Origin of the sequence: Curvibacter microcysteis (assembly GCF_028649455.1) — a bacterium.
GTDB lineage: Bacteria > Pseudomonadota > Gammaproteobacteria > Burkholderiales > Burkholderiaceae_C > Curvibacter > Curvibacter microcysteis.
Genome location: NZ_JAQSIO010000007.1, coordinates 45106 through 59100, shown reverse-complemented (window position 1 = coordinate 59100; position 13995 = coordinate 45106). Strand labels below are relative to the sequence as shown.

At 62.1% G+C, this 13995-nt stretch carries 11 protein-coding genes; 1 reads left to right on the top strand and 10 read right to left on the bottom strand.

All coding sequences use genetic code 11. The features are described 5' to 3' along the window. Positions 1-13 precede the first annotated feature (13 nt). From PSQ39_RS16730 to PSQ39_RS16685, 10 genes are all read right to left on the bottom strand, one after another. Positions 14-1234, bottom strand: coding sequence for an MFS transporter (locus tag PSQ39_RS16730; protein ID WP_273927985.1), 1221 nt, complete (start codon positions 1232-1234; stop codon positions 14-16). Next, a complete protein-coding gene (locus tag PSQ39_RS16725) occupies positions 1231-2415 on the bottom strand; it encodes a deoxyguanosinetriphosphate triphosphohydrolase (RefSeq protein ID WP_273927984.1) in 1185 nt (394 codons plus the stop codon). Before PSQ39_RS16725 ends, PSQ39_RS16730 begins: the two co-directional genes overlap by 4 nt. 2 nt (positions 2416-2417) lie before the next feature. Then, positions 2418-3533 carry a 3-dehydroquinate synthase gene (gene aroB / locus PSQ39_RS16720; RefSeq protein ID WP_273927983.1) on the bottom strand — a complete coding sequence of 372 codons (1116 nt, stop codon included), beginning with the start codon at positions 3531-3533 and terminating at the stop codon, positions 2418-2420. 64 nt (positions 3534-3597) lie between these two features. Beyond that, positions 3598-4149, bottom strand: a complete 552-nt coding sequence (locus PSQ39_RS16715) for a shikimate kinase (RefSeq protein WP_273927982.1) — start codon at positions 4147-4149, stop codon at positions 3598-3600. Between the two features lie 96 nt (positions 4150-4245). After that, a complete protein-coding gene (locus PSQ39_RS16710) occupies positions 4246-6273 on the bottom strand; it encodes an Ig-like domain-containing protein (RefSeq protein ID WP_273927981.1) in 2028 nt (675 codons plus the stop codon). A gap of 20 nt (positions 6274-6293) precedes the next feature. Next, positions 6294-8420: a type IV pilus secretin PilQ gene (gene pilQ / locus PSQ39_RS16705; RefSeq protein ID WP_273927980.1), complete on the bottom strand. Its 2127-nt coding sequence runs from the start codon at positions 8418-8420 to the stop codon at positions 6294-6296. Positions 8421-8446: 26 nt separating this feature from the next. Continuing rightward, the gene (locus PSQ39_RS16700; RefSeq protein ID WP_273927979.1) at positions 8447-8983 is read right to left on the bottom strand and encodes a pilus assembly protein PilP; all 537 of its coding nucleotides are present in this window, start codon (positions 8981-8983) and stop codon (positions 8447-8449) included. Continuing rightward, the gene (locus PSQ39_RS16695) at positions 8980-9642 is read right to left on the bottom strand and encodes a type IV pilus inner membrane component PilO (protein WP_273927978.1); all 663 of its coding nucleotides are present in this window, start codon (positions 9640-9642) and stop codon (positions 8980-8982) included. Before PSQ39_RS16695 ends, PSQ39_RS16700 begins: the two co-directional genes overlap by 4 nt. Before the next feature lie 8 nt (positions 9643-9650). Continuing rightward, on the bottom strand, positions 9651-10250 hold the full coding sequence (locus PSQ39_RS16690) for a PilN domain-containing protein (protein WP_273927977.1): 600 nt from the start codon (positions 10248-10250) through the stop codon (positions 9651-9653). Beyond that, on the bottom strand, positions 10247-11326 hold the full coding sequence (locus tag PSQ39_RS16685; protein WP_273927976.1) for a pilus assembly protein PilM: 1080 nt from the start codon (positions 11324-11326) through the stop codon (positions 10247-10249). Before PSQ39_RS16685 ends, PSQ39_RS16690 begins: the two co-directional genes overlap by 4 nt. 241 nt (positions 11327-11567) lie before the next feature. Here PSQ39_RS16685 and PSQ39_RS16680 point away from each other — a divergent pair, with 241 nt between their 5' ends. Beyond that, positions 11568-13967 carry a penicillin-binding protein 1A gene (locus tag PSQ39_RS16680; protein WP_273927975.1) on the top strand — a complete coding sequence of 800 codons (2400 nt, stop codon included), beginning with the start codon at positions 11568-11570 and terminating at the stop codon, positions 13965-13967. The last annotated feature ends 28 nt before the right edge of the window (positions 13968-13995 follow it).

Here is a 13995-nt window from a genome sequence, read left to right as displayed (position 1 = left end):
GTCGGCACCGCCCTCAGCGCGGGTGCAGGCGCGGCAGGGCCCAAGCCACGCCCAAGCCCAGGGCGGAGCACACCCCCGTGAACACCCACGTCCACTGCCAGCCCCCAGACCAGGCCGCCAAAGCCCCGACCACGGGGGGGCCCAGAAACTGTCCCAGCGAGGAACACTGCTGCATCCAGCCCACCGTGGTGGAGATGCAGCCCTCATCCGGCGCCACCCGGACGGCCTGGGAGAACAAGGTGCCCGGAATCACCCCACCCACCAAGGAAAATACCAGCACGCCCCCCATGCGAAGCTCAAAAGACAAGGGCCAAAAGGACTGGAACGCCAGCCACGCCCCCAGCGCCATGCAAGCAAAGCCCAGGCCCAGCAAACGCCCTGGCGACACCCCCCGGTGCTGCAGCGCCCCGGAGGCCAGGTTGCCCAACATGTTGACCCCCGCCAGTGCCGCCATCAGCCAGGCGGCTTGCGCGGGCGACCAGGCCTCGGCACTCAGCATGGAGGGCAAGAAGCCAATCACCGCCAGCCATTGACCCGAGTACAGCGCAAAAGCCGCTGCCACCAACCAAGGGCCCGGCGCCGACCAGGTGCGGCGCAACCGCCCCCACAAAGGGGCCAACCAACCCGCCCCCGCCTGGGCAGCACCGCGATCCGGCACGGGGTCGACCGGGACCACCCAGGCCAACAGGCCCGCCATGGCCGCCGTGGCGGCGGCCGCCAACCACCACCAGGCGGCCCAGCTGCCATGGGACAGGACCCAAGGCCCCAGCAGCAAGGCCAGCGCGGTGGCCAAGGGCATGTAGCAACCCCACACGCCCAACATCAGGGCCAGGCCCTGGGCTGGCACATGGCGGCGCACCAAGCCGGCGGCCGGCATGGTGGCCAGCAAAAAGCCCAAACCTTCCAGCGCACGCAGCGCCAGCAAGGCGAGCACCGCATCGACCGCCGGTGCCAGCGCACTGGCGGCACTGAGCAACAGCAGGCCCGACAGGGCACAACGGCGCAAGCCCCAGGCGTCGGCCACCCCGCCCATCAGGGCGCCCAAGCCCATGCCCGCAGCCTGCACGGTGGACAGCAACCAACCGGCCTGCGCCAGCGAAAGCCCAAACTCCTGCCGCCAAACGGGCAAGGCAGGCGCCAACTTGGCCACATGCAGGGCCGCCGCCACACCGGCGGCGATGACCACCCAAGCAGGGGCCCGGAACGGTGTCAGAGAACCCGATCCGGCACTCATGCCAGCAACCTTTGACCAGTGAGCCGCTCATGCTCGCGCAGGGCGTAGCGATCCGTCATGCCGGCAATGTAGTCCGCCACGGCGCGCGCCGTGTCGCCGCGCACAGCAAAGCGGGGCCGCATCTCGGCAGGCTCGCACAAGAAGCGCTCAAACAACTCATGAACCACCTGTCGGGCCCGGTGGGTGGTCTCCATCACACTGGGGTGGCGGTACAAGTTCTTGAACAAAAACTGCTTGAGTTGGATGGACTCAGCCCGCATGGTGGGCGTGAAGCACAGCAAAGGGCCCGCCTGGCGCACCTCATCCACGTGGCGCAGAGGCTGGCGGCCCAGCGCCTCGGCGGTGGCCTCGATCACGTCATACACCTGCTGGCTGAGCATGCGGCGAATGGCCTCGTACAACAGGCGGCGACCGGGCTGGTCGGCCAAGTGGGGAAATTCGTCCAGGGTCTGGCACCGGTAGCGCTCGAACAAGGGCACGTCCTGCAGCTGCTCCAGGGTGATCAAGCCCGAGCGCACACCGTCGTCGATGTCATGCGCGTTGTAGGCGATCTCATCGGCCAGGTTGCAGAGCTGGGCTTCTAGGCTGGGCTGGGTGCGGTCGATGAAGCGCCGCCCCACGCCACCGGGCTCATGGGCCTCGATCTGGCGGGCATGGGCCAGCGAGCAGTGCTTGAGAATGCCCTCCCGGGTCTCGAAGCTGAGGTTCAAGCCGTTGTAGCGCGGGTAGCGCTCTTCCAGCTCGTCCACCACCCGCAGGCTTTGCAGGTTGTGCTCAAAGCCATCGGCATCGGCCGCGCCATGCGCGCGCAGGCACTCGTGCAAGGCGTCTTGACCGGCATGGCCGAACGGGGTGTGGCCCAGGTCATGGGCCAGGGCGATGGCCTCGACCAGGTCCTCATTGAGGCGCAGCGAACGCGCGATGGAACGCCCCAGTTGGGCCACCTCCAGCGAGTGCGTCATGCGGGTGCGAAACAGATCACCTTCGTGGTTCAAAAAAACCTGGGTCTTGTAGACCAAGCGGCGAAACGCGGTGCTGTGCACGATGCGGTCGCGGTCACGCTGGAACTCGCTGCGCGTCGGAGCAGCGGCCTCGGGGTGGCGCCGGCCACGGCTCTGGTCGGGGTCACAGGCGTAGGGCGCCAAGGCCCGGGTGCTCACAGCGTCGGGCAGCGCGCTCATGCTCAGGCCACCACAGTGCAGGCGTCGATGACCTCGCGCACCAACGCGTCGGGCGCGCCACGCACCACGGCACGGCCGGGGGCGTCGATCAGCACGAACTTGATCTCACCCGCCTCGGCCTTTTTGTCCACCCGCATCAGGCTCAGGTAGCGGCCTGCATTGTCCTGCGCGTCCAACACGGGCGCCTGAATGGGCAGGCCGGCAGCGGCGATCAGGCGGGTCAGGCGGGCCACCCAGGCGGCATCCACCAAACCCAGACGCCAGGACAACTGCGCGGCCATCACCATGCCGCAGCCCACGGCCTCGCCATGCAGCCACTGGCCGTAGCCCAGACCTGCCTCGATGGCGTGGCCAAAGGTGTGGCCGAAGTTGAGGATGGCGCGCAGACCGGACTCGCGCTCGTCCACGCCCACGACCTCGGCCTTGATTTCGCAGCTGCGCTGCACCGCGTGGGCCATCAAAGCCTGGTCACAGACGCGCAGGCCGTCAATGTGGGTCTCAATCCAGTCCAGGAAAGCGGTGTCGGCAATTGGGCCGTACTTGATGACTTCGGCCAGACCCGCGCTCAGCTCACGCGCTGGCAGGGTGCGCAGCACGTTCAAATCGCACAGCACTTTTTGCGGCTGGTAGAAGGCGCCAATCATGTTCTTGCCCAGCGGGTGGTTGATGGCGGTCTTGCCCCCCACCGAGGAGTCCACCTGGGCCAGCAAGGTCGTGGGCACCTGCACAAAGGGCACGCCACGCATGTAGGCCGCGGCGGCAAAACCCGTCATGTCGCCCACCACGCCGCCACCCAATGCGTAAAGCACGGTTTTGCGGTCGCAACCCTGGCCCAGCAAGGCATCAAACACAAGGTTCAGCGTGTCCCAGGTTTTGTAGGCTTCGCCGTCGGGCAGGATGACTTCGTGCAGCACTGCGTGACGCGTGGCCAAGGCCGCCTTGAGGCGCGCCAGGTAGAGCGGTGCCACCGTGGTGTTGGTGACGATGAGGGCGGATCGGCTGGCGGGCACGCCGTCAAAGGCCTGTGCCTGGTCCAGCAGGTCGGGGCCGATCAGGATGTCGTAACTGCGCTCCCCCAGGTCAATGGCAACTCGGGCGGCAGTGGAAAGCGAAGACATGGTGGCAGAGCTCGCAAGAAATCGTGGAACAAGAAGAGACAGCTCCCGCTCACGGCAGCCGGCCTCAGAGTTTAGGCGCTTCGCTGGTCGGGCTGCCGAGCCGGTTGGGCATGGCCAGGTCCAGTTGCATGGAAATCACATTGACCAGGGCCGCCACGGTGGGACGGCCCGTCTCCACCACATAGCCTGACGCTTCGCGGTACAACGGGTCGCGGTCGGCGTACAGCTCTTTGAGCTTGCGCAACGGGTCGGCCACTTGGAGCAGCGGTCGGCTGGTGTCGTGGCGCAGACGGCGGTAAATGTCCTCGGGGCTGGCCCGCAAGTAGATGACGCAGGGCGCAGCGCGCAAGCGCTCCCGGTTACCGGGGCGCAGCACGATGCCGCCCCCCGTCGAGATCACACCTTGCCCTTGGGCCAGGCAATCCGCCAGGGTCTGCTCTTCGTGGTCGCGAAAAGCCGACTCGCCCTGGGCCTCAAAAAACTCGCGGATCGAGCAGCCCAGGCGGCTTTCCAGGACCTGATCGGTGTCGGAAAAGGAAAGCCCCAGACGGCGCGCAAGCTGCCGCCCAACGGTCGATTTGCCGGAGCCAGGCATTCCGATCAGGACACAAAGCATGGAATTCGAAGTTTTGTCACGCCCCCGGGGGACGCCACCGCCAAAGTAAAACCGCCTGGCAACCGAGGTTGCCAGGCGGTTGGAGAGCCCCCGAGTTTAGGGCACCAAGAAGGATTGACGAGTCACAGAACCGGCCGGGGTGGTGACTGACATGGTCATGGTGCAGCCAGTGGCCGTGTCCGAGAACGTCACCGTCACGTCCACCGGTGTGATTGCATTCGGGGTCTTGGTGCGCGACTGGCCCGAGATGGTTGGCGGCGAAGACATGGTGGCAGGGCACACCAGCGTCGCCAGCAAGTCACTGTTACTGGGCATGGCGTTGCCCAAGTCATCGGTGATCCGCATGCTGATGGCCTTGGAACTGGCCCCCAAAGACGTGATGGTGGCAAAAGAACTGGCCCAGTTCATCGTGACCCCCAAACGGACCCGGATGGTACTGCTCCAGACCCCGTCACAGGATGTGGGCATCTGATAAGGGATGGAGGCAAAACTGTTGCAGGACAGTGCGCCCGTCATGCCACCCGCAATCGGTTGGTCAGTGACCGAGTTGAAGGCGGAAGCCTTGGCATCCTTGGGCAAAAAGGCTTGGCCCACGTCGTAAAAGGTTTCACCACCGTCGTACTGGTTGTTGCCGTTGGCATCAACAAAGTCTTCTTCCCCATCGAGGTAGGCCAGCACCGTGAACCAGCCATTGGTGGGTCGAGCCGAGACCGATGTCCAGACAGCAGAGCACTGTGAGGCACTGCTCACAATCGCCACCACGCAAGAGCCCGCAATCTGACCATGGGAGGTGATCAAGTTGACCACGGTCCCCGCAGGGATCGGGTTGCCCAATCGGTCGGACAAAAGCACGGTCAGCGTGGACTGAACGCCCTGGATGATGCTGGTACCGCCAGGTGAAGCTTCAACACTTAAGATGCTGGCGGCGATCGAAGAGCGCAGTTGGGTGGGGCGGCCATTGGTCACGGCCAGGCCGACGGACGTGGCGCTGATACTGCTGTTGGAGACCGCCGTGGCCGTCACCAGCACCGGTGTGGGCAAAGTACCCGAGGCCACACTGATGCTCACCAGGCCGTCTTGATCGGTCGTGAAGGTCTGGGTCGCCGAGGTGTTCACCCCGTTCACCAAGAAGGTGACGCCCGCGCTGATGGACTGGGCATTCAAGCTCAGAGACACCGGCTGGCCCGACACGCCGACGCCTTGGCTGTTGGCCAGCTTGAAGGACGCCGTGGCCAGCTTGTTGCCGGAGCTCGCGTTGCTGACGACCAAGGACACCGGGGTGCTGGGCTGCACGTAATTCATCGTGGCCGCCACACTGGTTGACGCGATTTGGTAAGACACACCTGCAGAGCTGTAGGTGGTGCCATTGACCACGCCCGACACCTTCACGCTGCCGGCACCTGTGGTGGTGCCCGGCACGATTTGGACCGTGGCGACACCATTGGCATCGGTCAGCGCGCTCGAAGGCGAAATCGTCGCCGCCACGCCTTCCGAGCTGAACTGCACCACCAGATTGGACACGGGTGCACTGGTGGCATCCAGCACGGTGACACGGGCTTTGTAAATCGAGCCGGTCAAAAAGGTGCGCGGCGTGCTCAGGGCAACGCCGGACGAATCCGTCAATGCCAAGGCCAGCGTGGGCGTCCCAGTCGCCGCAGCCGGCGTGACTTGGTAAGAGGCCGCTGTGCCCGTGATGGTGGTGGTGTTGTAGGTCATCACCGCGGCGACGGAACCCGCCCCAGCCGCAGACAAGGGCGTCATCTTCACCGAGGCAACGCCGTTGGCGTCGGTCAGTGCCGTCGGCGCCGCCAAGGTCACCAAGGTGCTGTCCGTGCTGAAAGTCACGACTTGGTTGGCAATGGGGTTGGCTGAGCCATCCAAAGCCTTGGCCTGGGCCAGGTAGAACAGGCCAGACTTGAGGGTGCGCGGGGTGCTCAGGGCCACACCCGAGGAATCCGCCAGCGACACCACCAGGGTGGGGGTGCTGACCACAGTGGTAGAGCCACTTCCGCTGCTGCTGCTACTGCTGCCGCCTGAGGTGGTTCCAGCACTGCCGCCGCCACCGCCGCAGGCCGTCAACAAGGCCGCCATCAACAAAACAAAAACGTATTTCAAATAATTCACAAACAAACCCTCCAGCCCCATTAACGATTGGTCGCGCGGTCAGACACCATCTTCGGCGTGATGAACACCAGCATTTCTTGCTTGTTGGTCGACTTGCTCTTGGTCTTGAACAGGTTACCCATGACCGGGATGTCACCCAGCAAAGGCACCTTGGCTTCGCTGTCAGACTCCGTCAGCTCAAAAATCCCGCCGATGACGACCGTGCCGCCATTCTCAACCAAGACTTGGGTCTTGATGTGCTTGGTATTGATTGCAATGCCTTGCGCGGTGGTCTCGCCCTTGCTGTCCTTGTTGATGTCCAATTCCAGAATGATGTTGCCCTCGGGCGTGATCTGTGGCGTCACCTCCAATTTGAGGTTGGCCTTGCGGAAGGCCACCGAGGTGGCGCCGCTGGACGTGGCCTGCTGGTAGGGGAACTCAGTGCCCTGCTCGATCAAGGCTTTGGTCTGGTCGGCCGTGATGACCCGGGGACTGGACACCACTTTGCCCTTGCCATCGGCTTCCAGCGCCGAAATTTCCAGATTCAAGAACCGATTGGCCGCCGAGTTGAAGATCGACAAAGCAAAAGACGACGCGGCATACCCGCCCTGCCCGGCTGCCGGCAGGTTGACAAAGCTGGTGTTGGTCGTGGTCATGACGTTGGCAGACTCTCCGGTGGTGGAAGACACCGCGTCATACGACCCACCAAACGCGACCCGATTACCGCCGCCGACGGAATAGCCAGCATTGCCACCATTGACTCCGCGCAGGTCACTGCCGCCCAAGCGCACGCCCAAGGAACGGCCAAAGGTGTCCGAAGCCTCGACGATGCGCGCCTCAATCAGCACCTGACGAACAGGGATGTCCAGTTTGGTCAACAGTTCTTGTACTTCGACCAATTTTTTAGCGGTGTCTGTCACAAACAACTGATTGGTGCGGGGCTCGGCAATCACACTGCCACGCTCGGACAGGAAGCGGGTCACGCCTGCGGTCGAACCGCCGGCAACGCCACCAGCGCCTCGCAGTTGGATCACCATTTCCGAGGCCTTGGCGTAGTTCAACTGGAAGGACTGGGTGCGCAAGGTTTCCAGTCGCTCAATGGCCTGCAAAGCCTCCAAGTCCTTCTTGGTGCGGGCGTCGAGTTCGTCGCGCGGAGCGATCCACAGCACATTGCCCGCCTTGCGCATGCCCAAACCCTTGGAGTCCATGATGATCTGCAAGGCTTGGTCCCAAGGCACGTCCTTGAGGCGCAAAGTCAAATTGCCCGACACCGTGTCCGAGGTCACGATGTTGAAGTTGGTGAAGTCAGCGATCACCTGCAGCAGCGATCGCACATCAATGCTCTGGAAGTTCAGCGAGAGCTTTTCCCCCACGTAACTGGGGGCTTGCAACAGCTTGCTGGTATCCACCTTCTTGGGCCGCACCTCGACCACAAATTGGTCGTCACTTTGGTAGGCCGAATGCTCCCATTCGCCCGTGGGCTCGATCAGCACCCGCACGCGGTCCCCCACTTGGTTGGAGGTGATGGTCTTCACCGGCGTGCCAAAGTCCGTCACATCGAGTCGACGACGCAAGCCCTCGGGCAAAGAGGTCTTGAGAAACTCGACGACCAAGCCTTGGCCCTGCGCCTTGAGGTCCACACCGGTCTGATTGTTGGGCAAACTCACCACCACGCGCCCCGAATTGTCGGAACCCCGGCGGAAATCCACATCCTTCAGGGGCAGCACATCCGAATTGCGCGACTCGGCGAAAGCACTTTGCAAAGAGGCCGCCACGGGGGTCCCACGGGCCTCCGGCTCGAAGGTGACCAAGAGCGACTTGCCGTCCACCTGGGTGGTGTACGCCGCGTATTTCTTCAGATTCAAGACCAAACGGGTGCGATCCGGGGCCTGAATCACATTCACCGACCGCGTGTTGCCCTGAGCAAACTCCACCGTATTCTTGGCCAAGGCGCTGGCCACCGTAGGCAAATCAATGGCAACCCGGGCAGGAGACTGGATCCCGAAACCCGTGGGTTTGAAATCCACGGCGCTTGAAAACTCAAAACGCACGATCTCAGCCCCCGACTGCGAGGCGATCGACACCGCTTGCAGGGTCTGAGGGCTCTGACCCCAGGCCAACGAAGCGCTCAGCGCCAGCAGCCCCCCCACGGATAGCCATTTGGTCATTGCAGTTCTCATCAGCTTCAACATATTTATTTACCCCGCTCCTGCAACTGCAGAGAAGCCGGCCGCTCAATCCAATCGCCCGACGAGTCCTGCACAACTTCTCGCAACTGGACCTCAGTTTCCGTGATCTTCAAGACACGCCCATAGTTTTGGCCCAGGTGGTTACCGGTTCTCACTTGGTACAACAGGTTGTCCACCCGTACCAAGGCCACCGGCTCATTGTTCTTCTGCAGGCTGCCCACCATGGCCATCGAGTCCAGCGGCATCATTTCCAGGGCTTCTTTGCGCCGAGCCATCTCGGGCGCAATGATCGCCATGTTGCCGGGCGAAGCCGAATCCCGCTTCAAAGCCTGCGTCAGCTTTTGGATGTTGAACGGGTCGGTGGCGGTGGCGCCTTCGTATTCTTGGGGCAGGAATTTCTTGGGCTCGACCAAGGGAGTCACCTTGGGCCGGCTTTGCGCCTTCTGGTCGGCAATCCAGGCGTGAATTTCATCACCTTCTGAAAAGCAGGCACTCAGCAACAAGGCCAATGAACAAGGCACCCACCAGAGCTGTCTTGTCATTTTGCGCCTCCGGCTTTGCGCTGGCTCGCAATTTCATCCGTGTCCAAATAACGGAAAGTGCGCGCCGTGGCATCCATGCTGAGCAAGCCTTCGCGCACTGGGGTAAGGGTCAAGTTATTCAGGGTCACGATGCGCGACAGGTGGGCGACATCCGAGGCGAAATACCCGATATCGTGGTACTTGCCCGTCACCCGAATCGATATAGGCAGCTCGGCATAGTATTCCTTCACCACCATTTGGCCAGGACGGAACAACTCAAACTGCAGACTGCGCCCCAAGCCAGCCTGGTTGATGTCCGACAGCAGCGCCGACATTTCCGCCTTGCCAGGCAGTTGCTTTTCCAACTGCGTCACATACTGTTGAATCTGTTCGCGCTGCTTTTTCAAGGCATCGAGGTTGACCGCCTTGGTGAGCTTTTTGCCAAAGTCTTCTTTGAGTGCCTGCTCGTTGACCACTTCAGCGTCCAGTTGAGTCTGAAAATCAGTCAACCAAGCAAACCAGGCCACGGCCACCACCCCGGCCATCACCACGACACACAAGAGGTGACGCGGAAAAGCGGGCCAGAGCGAAGGATCGCGCGGGTCGAGATCAGAGAACTGACGCTGGGCCTGTTGAAACAGCGCCTCAAAGTCAATGGACATGTTTTTGTTGATCGCCATCGGGAGACTCACTTCTTCGCAGCGGCCTCAGCCGCTTTACCCACCTCGGAGGCGCGCAAAAGCTGGAAGCGCATGCCGAAATTCGCCACTCGGCGCTGATCACGGGAACTCAAACTGACCGAACCTGCCTGAATTTCCAGCAACTCGGGCTTGGCAAACCACTGCGAGCCAGACGAAAAATTCTTCAGCACCTCGGACACCCGCTGATTGGATTGGGCCACGCCTTGAACCAAGACCGTGGCGCCGTCTTGTTTCATGCTGGTGATGTACACCCCATCAGGCAGTTGCCGCACCAACTCATTCATCAGGAATGTCTGTGCATTGCGGTCTGACTGTAAATCTTCCACGGCCTTTTGGCGGGCTTTCAAGGCCGCAATTTCCATCTCGATGTTGGAAATCTCTTTGATTTGGATTTCAAGAGTCCGAATCTCGGACTTCAACACCTCATTGCGCCCTTGCTGGTCTGCAATCCAAGATTGATAGGTCAGATAAACCATGGCCACCACCGCGCCACCCAACACGGCAGAACCCACCAGGGCCACCTGGAACGCTTCCTTGCGTTTGAGCCGAGCTGCCTCGCGGTGAGGCAAGAGGTTGATCAAAATCATGACAAGAACCTCCGCATGGCCAAGCCGCAGGAGGTCAAATAGGCCGGCGCTTCTCGCGCCATCTTCTTCAAACGCACCGAATCATTGATCACCATCCCCTCAAAGGGATTGACGATGCTGCAGGCAAAAGACGTTTGCTGGGTCACCGCCTCGGCCAGCCCCGGCAGCGCCGAAGAGCCGCCAGCCAGGAAAATGTGATCGACCCGGTTGAATGGGGTGCTGGTGAAAAAGAATTGCAAGGCCCGCCCGATTTCTTGGGAAACGCTTTCCACAAAGGGCCGCAGAACCGAGGCCGCGTAATCGTCAGGCAACTCACCGGAGCGCTTCTTGGTTTCTGCCTCTTCGGGTGAAAAGCCATATTGACGAACAATCAGCTGACTCAGTTGAGCCCCGCCAAAGGCCTGGTCACGTTCGTAAAGGACTTCTTGGTCCTTGATCACTTGCAAGCTGGTGGTCATGGACCCCACCTCGAACAGCGCCACCATCAAACCACCGCCCTGGCCTGGCAGGCTCTCGATCAAGCGCCCGGCCGCCAAGCGAGAAGCAAAGGACTCCACATCCAACACCACCGGCTTGAGGCCTGCGGCTTCGGCCAGACCTTGCCGGTCTTGGACTTTTTCTTTGCGCGACGCAGCGATCAGCACGTCCACATCGCCCGTCGAACTGAGGCTGGGGCCCACGACGCAAAAGTCCAGGCTCACTTCATCCAGCGAAAAAGGAATGTATTGATTGGCCTCGGACTCCACCTGAACTTCCAACTCTTGGTCGGACAAGCCCCCAGGCAGCACGATGCGCTTGGTGATCACGGCAGAGGCCGGCAAGGCCATGGCCACGTTCTTGGTGCGCGAACCGCTCTTTTTGACGACCCGTTTGACCGCCTCGGCGACCTCATCAAATTTCTCGATGTTGCCGTCAACGATCCAACCTTTTTCGAGCTGCTCCATGGCGCAGCGTTCGAGAACGTACCCTCCGGATTTATCGCGACCCAGCTCCACCAGCTTGACGCTGGACGAACTGATGTCGATGCCGAGCAGGGGCGCCACCTGCCGGCTGAACAATGATCCTAAAGAGATCAAGATGGTCCCCCGTAACACGCCCGGACGGACGCTTCAACTTCATGCTTTGCTTGAATGCTAGCAGCAAGGGTGTTGACCGGCAAAGAATTTCGGCCTAGGCACGGGCACCTCTCGTTGTCAAAAGCATACGATTTGGCGGTATTCTGCAACAAGTTTCATCCGTCTCAAGCCGGCCACTTGACGGCAAAAGATTGCACTTCGATCCGATTTCTATAATCCGCCATTCACTTCACATCGCAACATGGCAAGCCCCCCCTCCCCCACCTCATCGGCCCAGACTGCCGCCCCCCGCAGCGGCCTGAGCCGCTGGCTGCTTCGGGCGGCCGCCTGGTTGTTGGGTTTGGCGGTCGCCGGGGCGCTCTGCGTGGTGATGGTGGTGGCCGTTGCCATGGCGATGGCCTACCCCAACCTGCCGGACATTTCCGAGCTCTCTGACTACCAGCCCAAGCTGCCCTTGAGGGTGTATTCGGCCGAGGGCGCCTTGCTGGGCGAGTTCGGCGAAGAGCGACGCAACCTGACCCCCATCAAGGACGTGCCCCAGGTCATGAAAGACGCGGTGCTGGCGGTCGAAGACGCCCGCTTCTACCAGCACGGTGGCGTGGACTACATCGGCGTGTTCCGCGCCGGTCTGGCCAACCTGGGTCGGGCCAAGAGCCAGGGCGCGTCCACCATCACCATGCAGGTGGCGCGCAACGTTTATTTATCCTCGGAAAAGACATTCACCCGCAAAATCTATGAGATTTTGCTGACATTCAAACTCGAGCATTTACTCAGCAAAGATCAGATTCTCGAGATTTACATGAATCAGATTTTCCTGGGCAACCGTGCCTATGGATTTTCTGCAGCGGCCGATACTTATTTTGGCAAGCCTTTGAAAGACGTCACCGTGGCCGAAGCCGCCATGCTGGCGGGTCTGCCCAAAGCCCCATCGGCCTACAACCCGATCAGCAACCCCAAGCGGGCCCGGATCCGGCAGCTCTACATCATCGACCGCATGGAAGACAACGGCTTCATCACCGAAGCCCAGGCCGAGCAGGCGCGCAAAGAGCCCTTGAAGGTCAAGTTCGGCCCTGACAGCTCCCGCGTGCACGCCGAGTACGTGGCTGAAACCGTGCGCCAATTGGTCGTGGCCCAATATGGCACGGCGGCCTACACCCGTGGCCTGAACGTCTACACCACCATCGCGGCAGTCGATCAAGACGTGGCCTACAAAGCACTGCGCAAAGGCATCATGGACTTTGAGCGGCGCCAGGTGTACCGAGGCCCGGAGAAGTTCATCACCCTGCCCAGCACCCCCAAAGAGCAGGATGACGCACTCGATGACGTCTTTGGCGACCACCCCGACAACGGCGACGTGATGGCCGCCGTGGTGCTGGAGGCCACGCCCAAGAAGATCCACGCCATCCGCCCCAATGGCGACACCCTGGAAATCACCGGCGACGGCCTGAAGCCGGCCCAGTCCGGCCTGTCCGACAAGGCGCCCCCACACATCAAGCTGCGCCGGGGCGCCTTGATCCGCGTGGTCAAGACACCCAAAGACAGCTGGGAAATCACCCAACTGCCCGAAGTCGAAGGCGCTTTTGTGGCCCTGGACCCGCGCACCGGCGCCATCAAGGCCTTGGTGGGTGGCTTTGACTTCGAGAAAAACAAGTTCAACCATGTGACCCAGGCTTGGCGCCAGCCGGGCTCGAGCTTCAAGCCCTTCATCTACTCAGCGGCACTGGAAAAAGGCTTCGGACCGGCCACCGTGGTCAACGACGCGCCCCTGTTCTTTGACGCTGGCACCACCGGCGGCCAACCCTGGGAGCCCAAGAACTACGACGGCACGTTTGATGGCCCCATGTCCTTGCGCCGCGGCCTGGCCAAGTCCAAGAACATGATTTCGATCCGGGTGCTGCAATCCATTGGCGCACGCTATGCGCAGGACTGGGTCACGCACTTCGGCTTCGAAGCCGAAAAGCACCCGGCCTACCTGACCATGGCCTTGGGCGCGGGTTCGGTCACCCCCATGCAAATGGCCACCGGCTACTCGGTGTTCGCCAACGGGGGTTACCGCGTCAACCCCTGGGTGATTGACCGCATCACCGACCAAAAGGGCAAGCTGCTGGTGCAAAGCAAAGCCACCCCGCTGGACGACAGCACGCGCGCGATCTCGCCGCGCAATGCCTTCATGATGCAAAGCCTGTTGCAAGAAGTAGCCCGCTCCGGCACCGCCGCCAAGGCACAGGCCACGCTGAAGCGGCCGGACATCTACGGCAAGACCGGCACCACCAACGACTCCATGGACGCCTGGTTCGCAGGCTTCCAACCCACCTTGGCGGCCGTGACCTGGATCGGCTACGACACGCCACGCAAGCTGGGCGACCGCGAAACCGGGGGCGGCCTGAGCCTGCCGGTGTGGATCACCTTCATGGAACGCGCCCTCAAGGGCGTGCCCGTGATGGAGCCCAGCGTGCCCGAAGGCGTGGTCAATGTCGGTGGCGAGTGGTACTACGACGAGTTCTCCCGCAACAATGGCGTGAGCCACCTGGGCAATGACGAGCGCGGCGGCAGCGCCGGCACGGCGCCCCCCATGACGGCGCCGGCAACGGCCCCGGCCAGCGACGAACGCTCCAAGATCCTGGACCTGTTCCGCAACTGAGCCCCTACCAGCGGGTGGCTTCGCTGCC

Bases quoted from the DNA above. Each gene is read 5' to 3' on its own strand.
- PSQ39_RS16730 (WP_273927985.1), bottom strand. From the start codon at position 1,234: ATGAGTGCCGGATCGGGTTCTCTGACACCGTTCCGGGCCCCTGCTTGG.
- PSQ39_RS16725 (WP_273927984.1), bottom strand. From the start codon at position 2,415: ATGAGCGCGCTGCCCGACGCTGTGAGCACCCGGGCCTTGGCGCCCTAC.
- aroB (WP_273927983.1), bottom strand. From the start codon at position 3,533: ATGTCTTCGCTTTCCACTGCCGCCCGAGTTGCCATTGACCTGGGGGAG.
- PSQ39_RS16715 (WP_273927982.1), bottom strand. From the start codon at position 4,149: ATGCTTTGTGTCCTGATCGGAATGCCTGGCTCCGGCAAATCGACCGTT.
- pilQ (WP_273927980.1), bottom strand. From the start codon at position 8,420: ATGACCAAATGGCTATCCGTGGGGGGGCTGCTGGCGCTGAGCGCTTCG.
- PSQ39_RS16700 (WP_273927979.1), bottom strand. From the start codon at position 8,983: ATGACAAGACAGCTCTGGTGGGTGCCTTGTTCATTGGCCTTGTTGCTG.
- PSQ39_RS16695 (WP_273927978.1), bottom strand. From the start codon at position 9,642: ATGGCGATCAACAAAAACATGTCCATTGACTTTGAGGCGCTGTTTCAA.
- PSQ39_RS16690 (WP_273927977.1), bottom strand. From the start codon at position 10,250: ATGATTTTGATCAACCTCTTGCCTCACCGCGAGGCAGCTCGGCTCAAA.
- PSQ39_RS16680 (WP_273927975.1), top strand. From the start codon at position 11,568: ATGGCAAGCCCCCCCTCCCCCACCTCATCGGCCCAGACTGCCGCCCCC.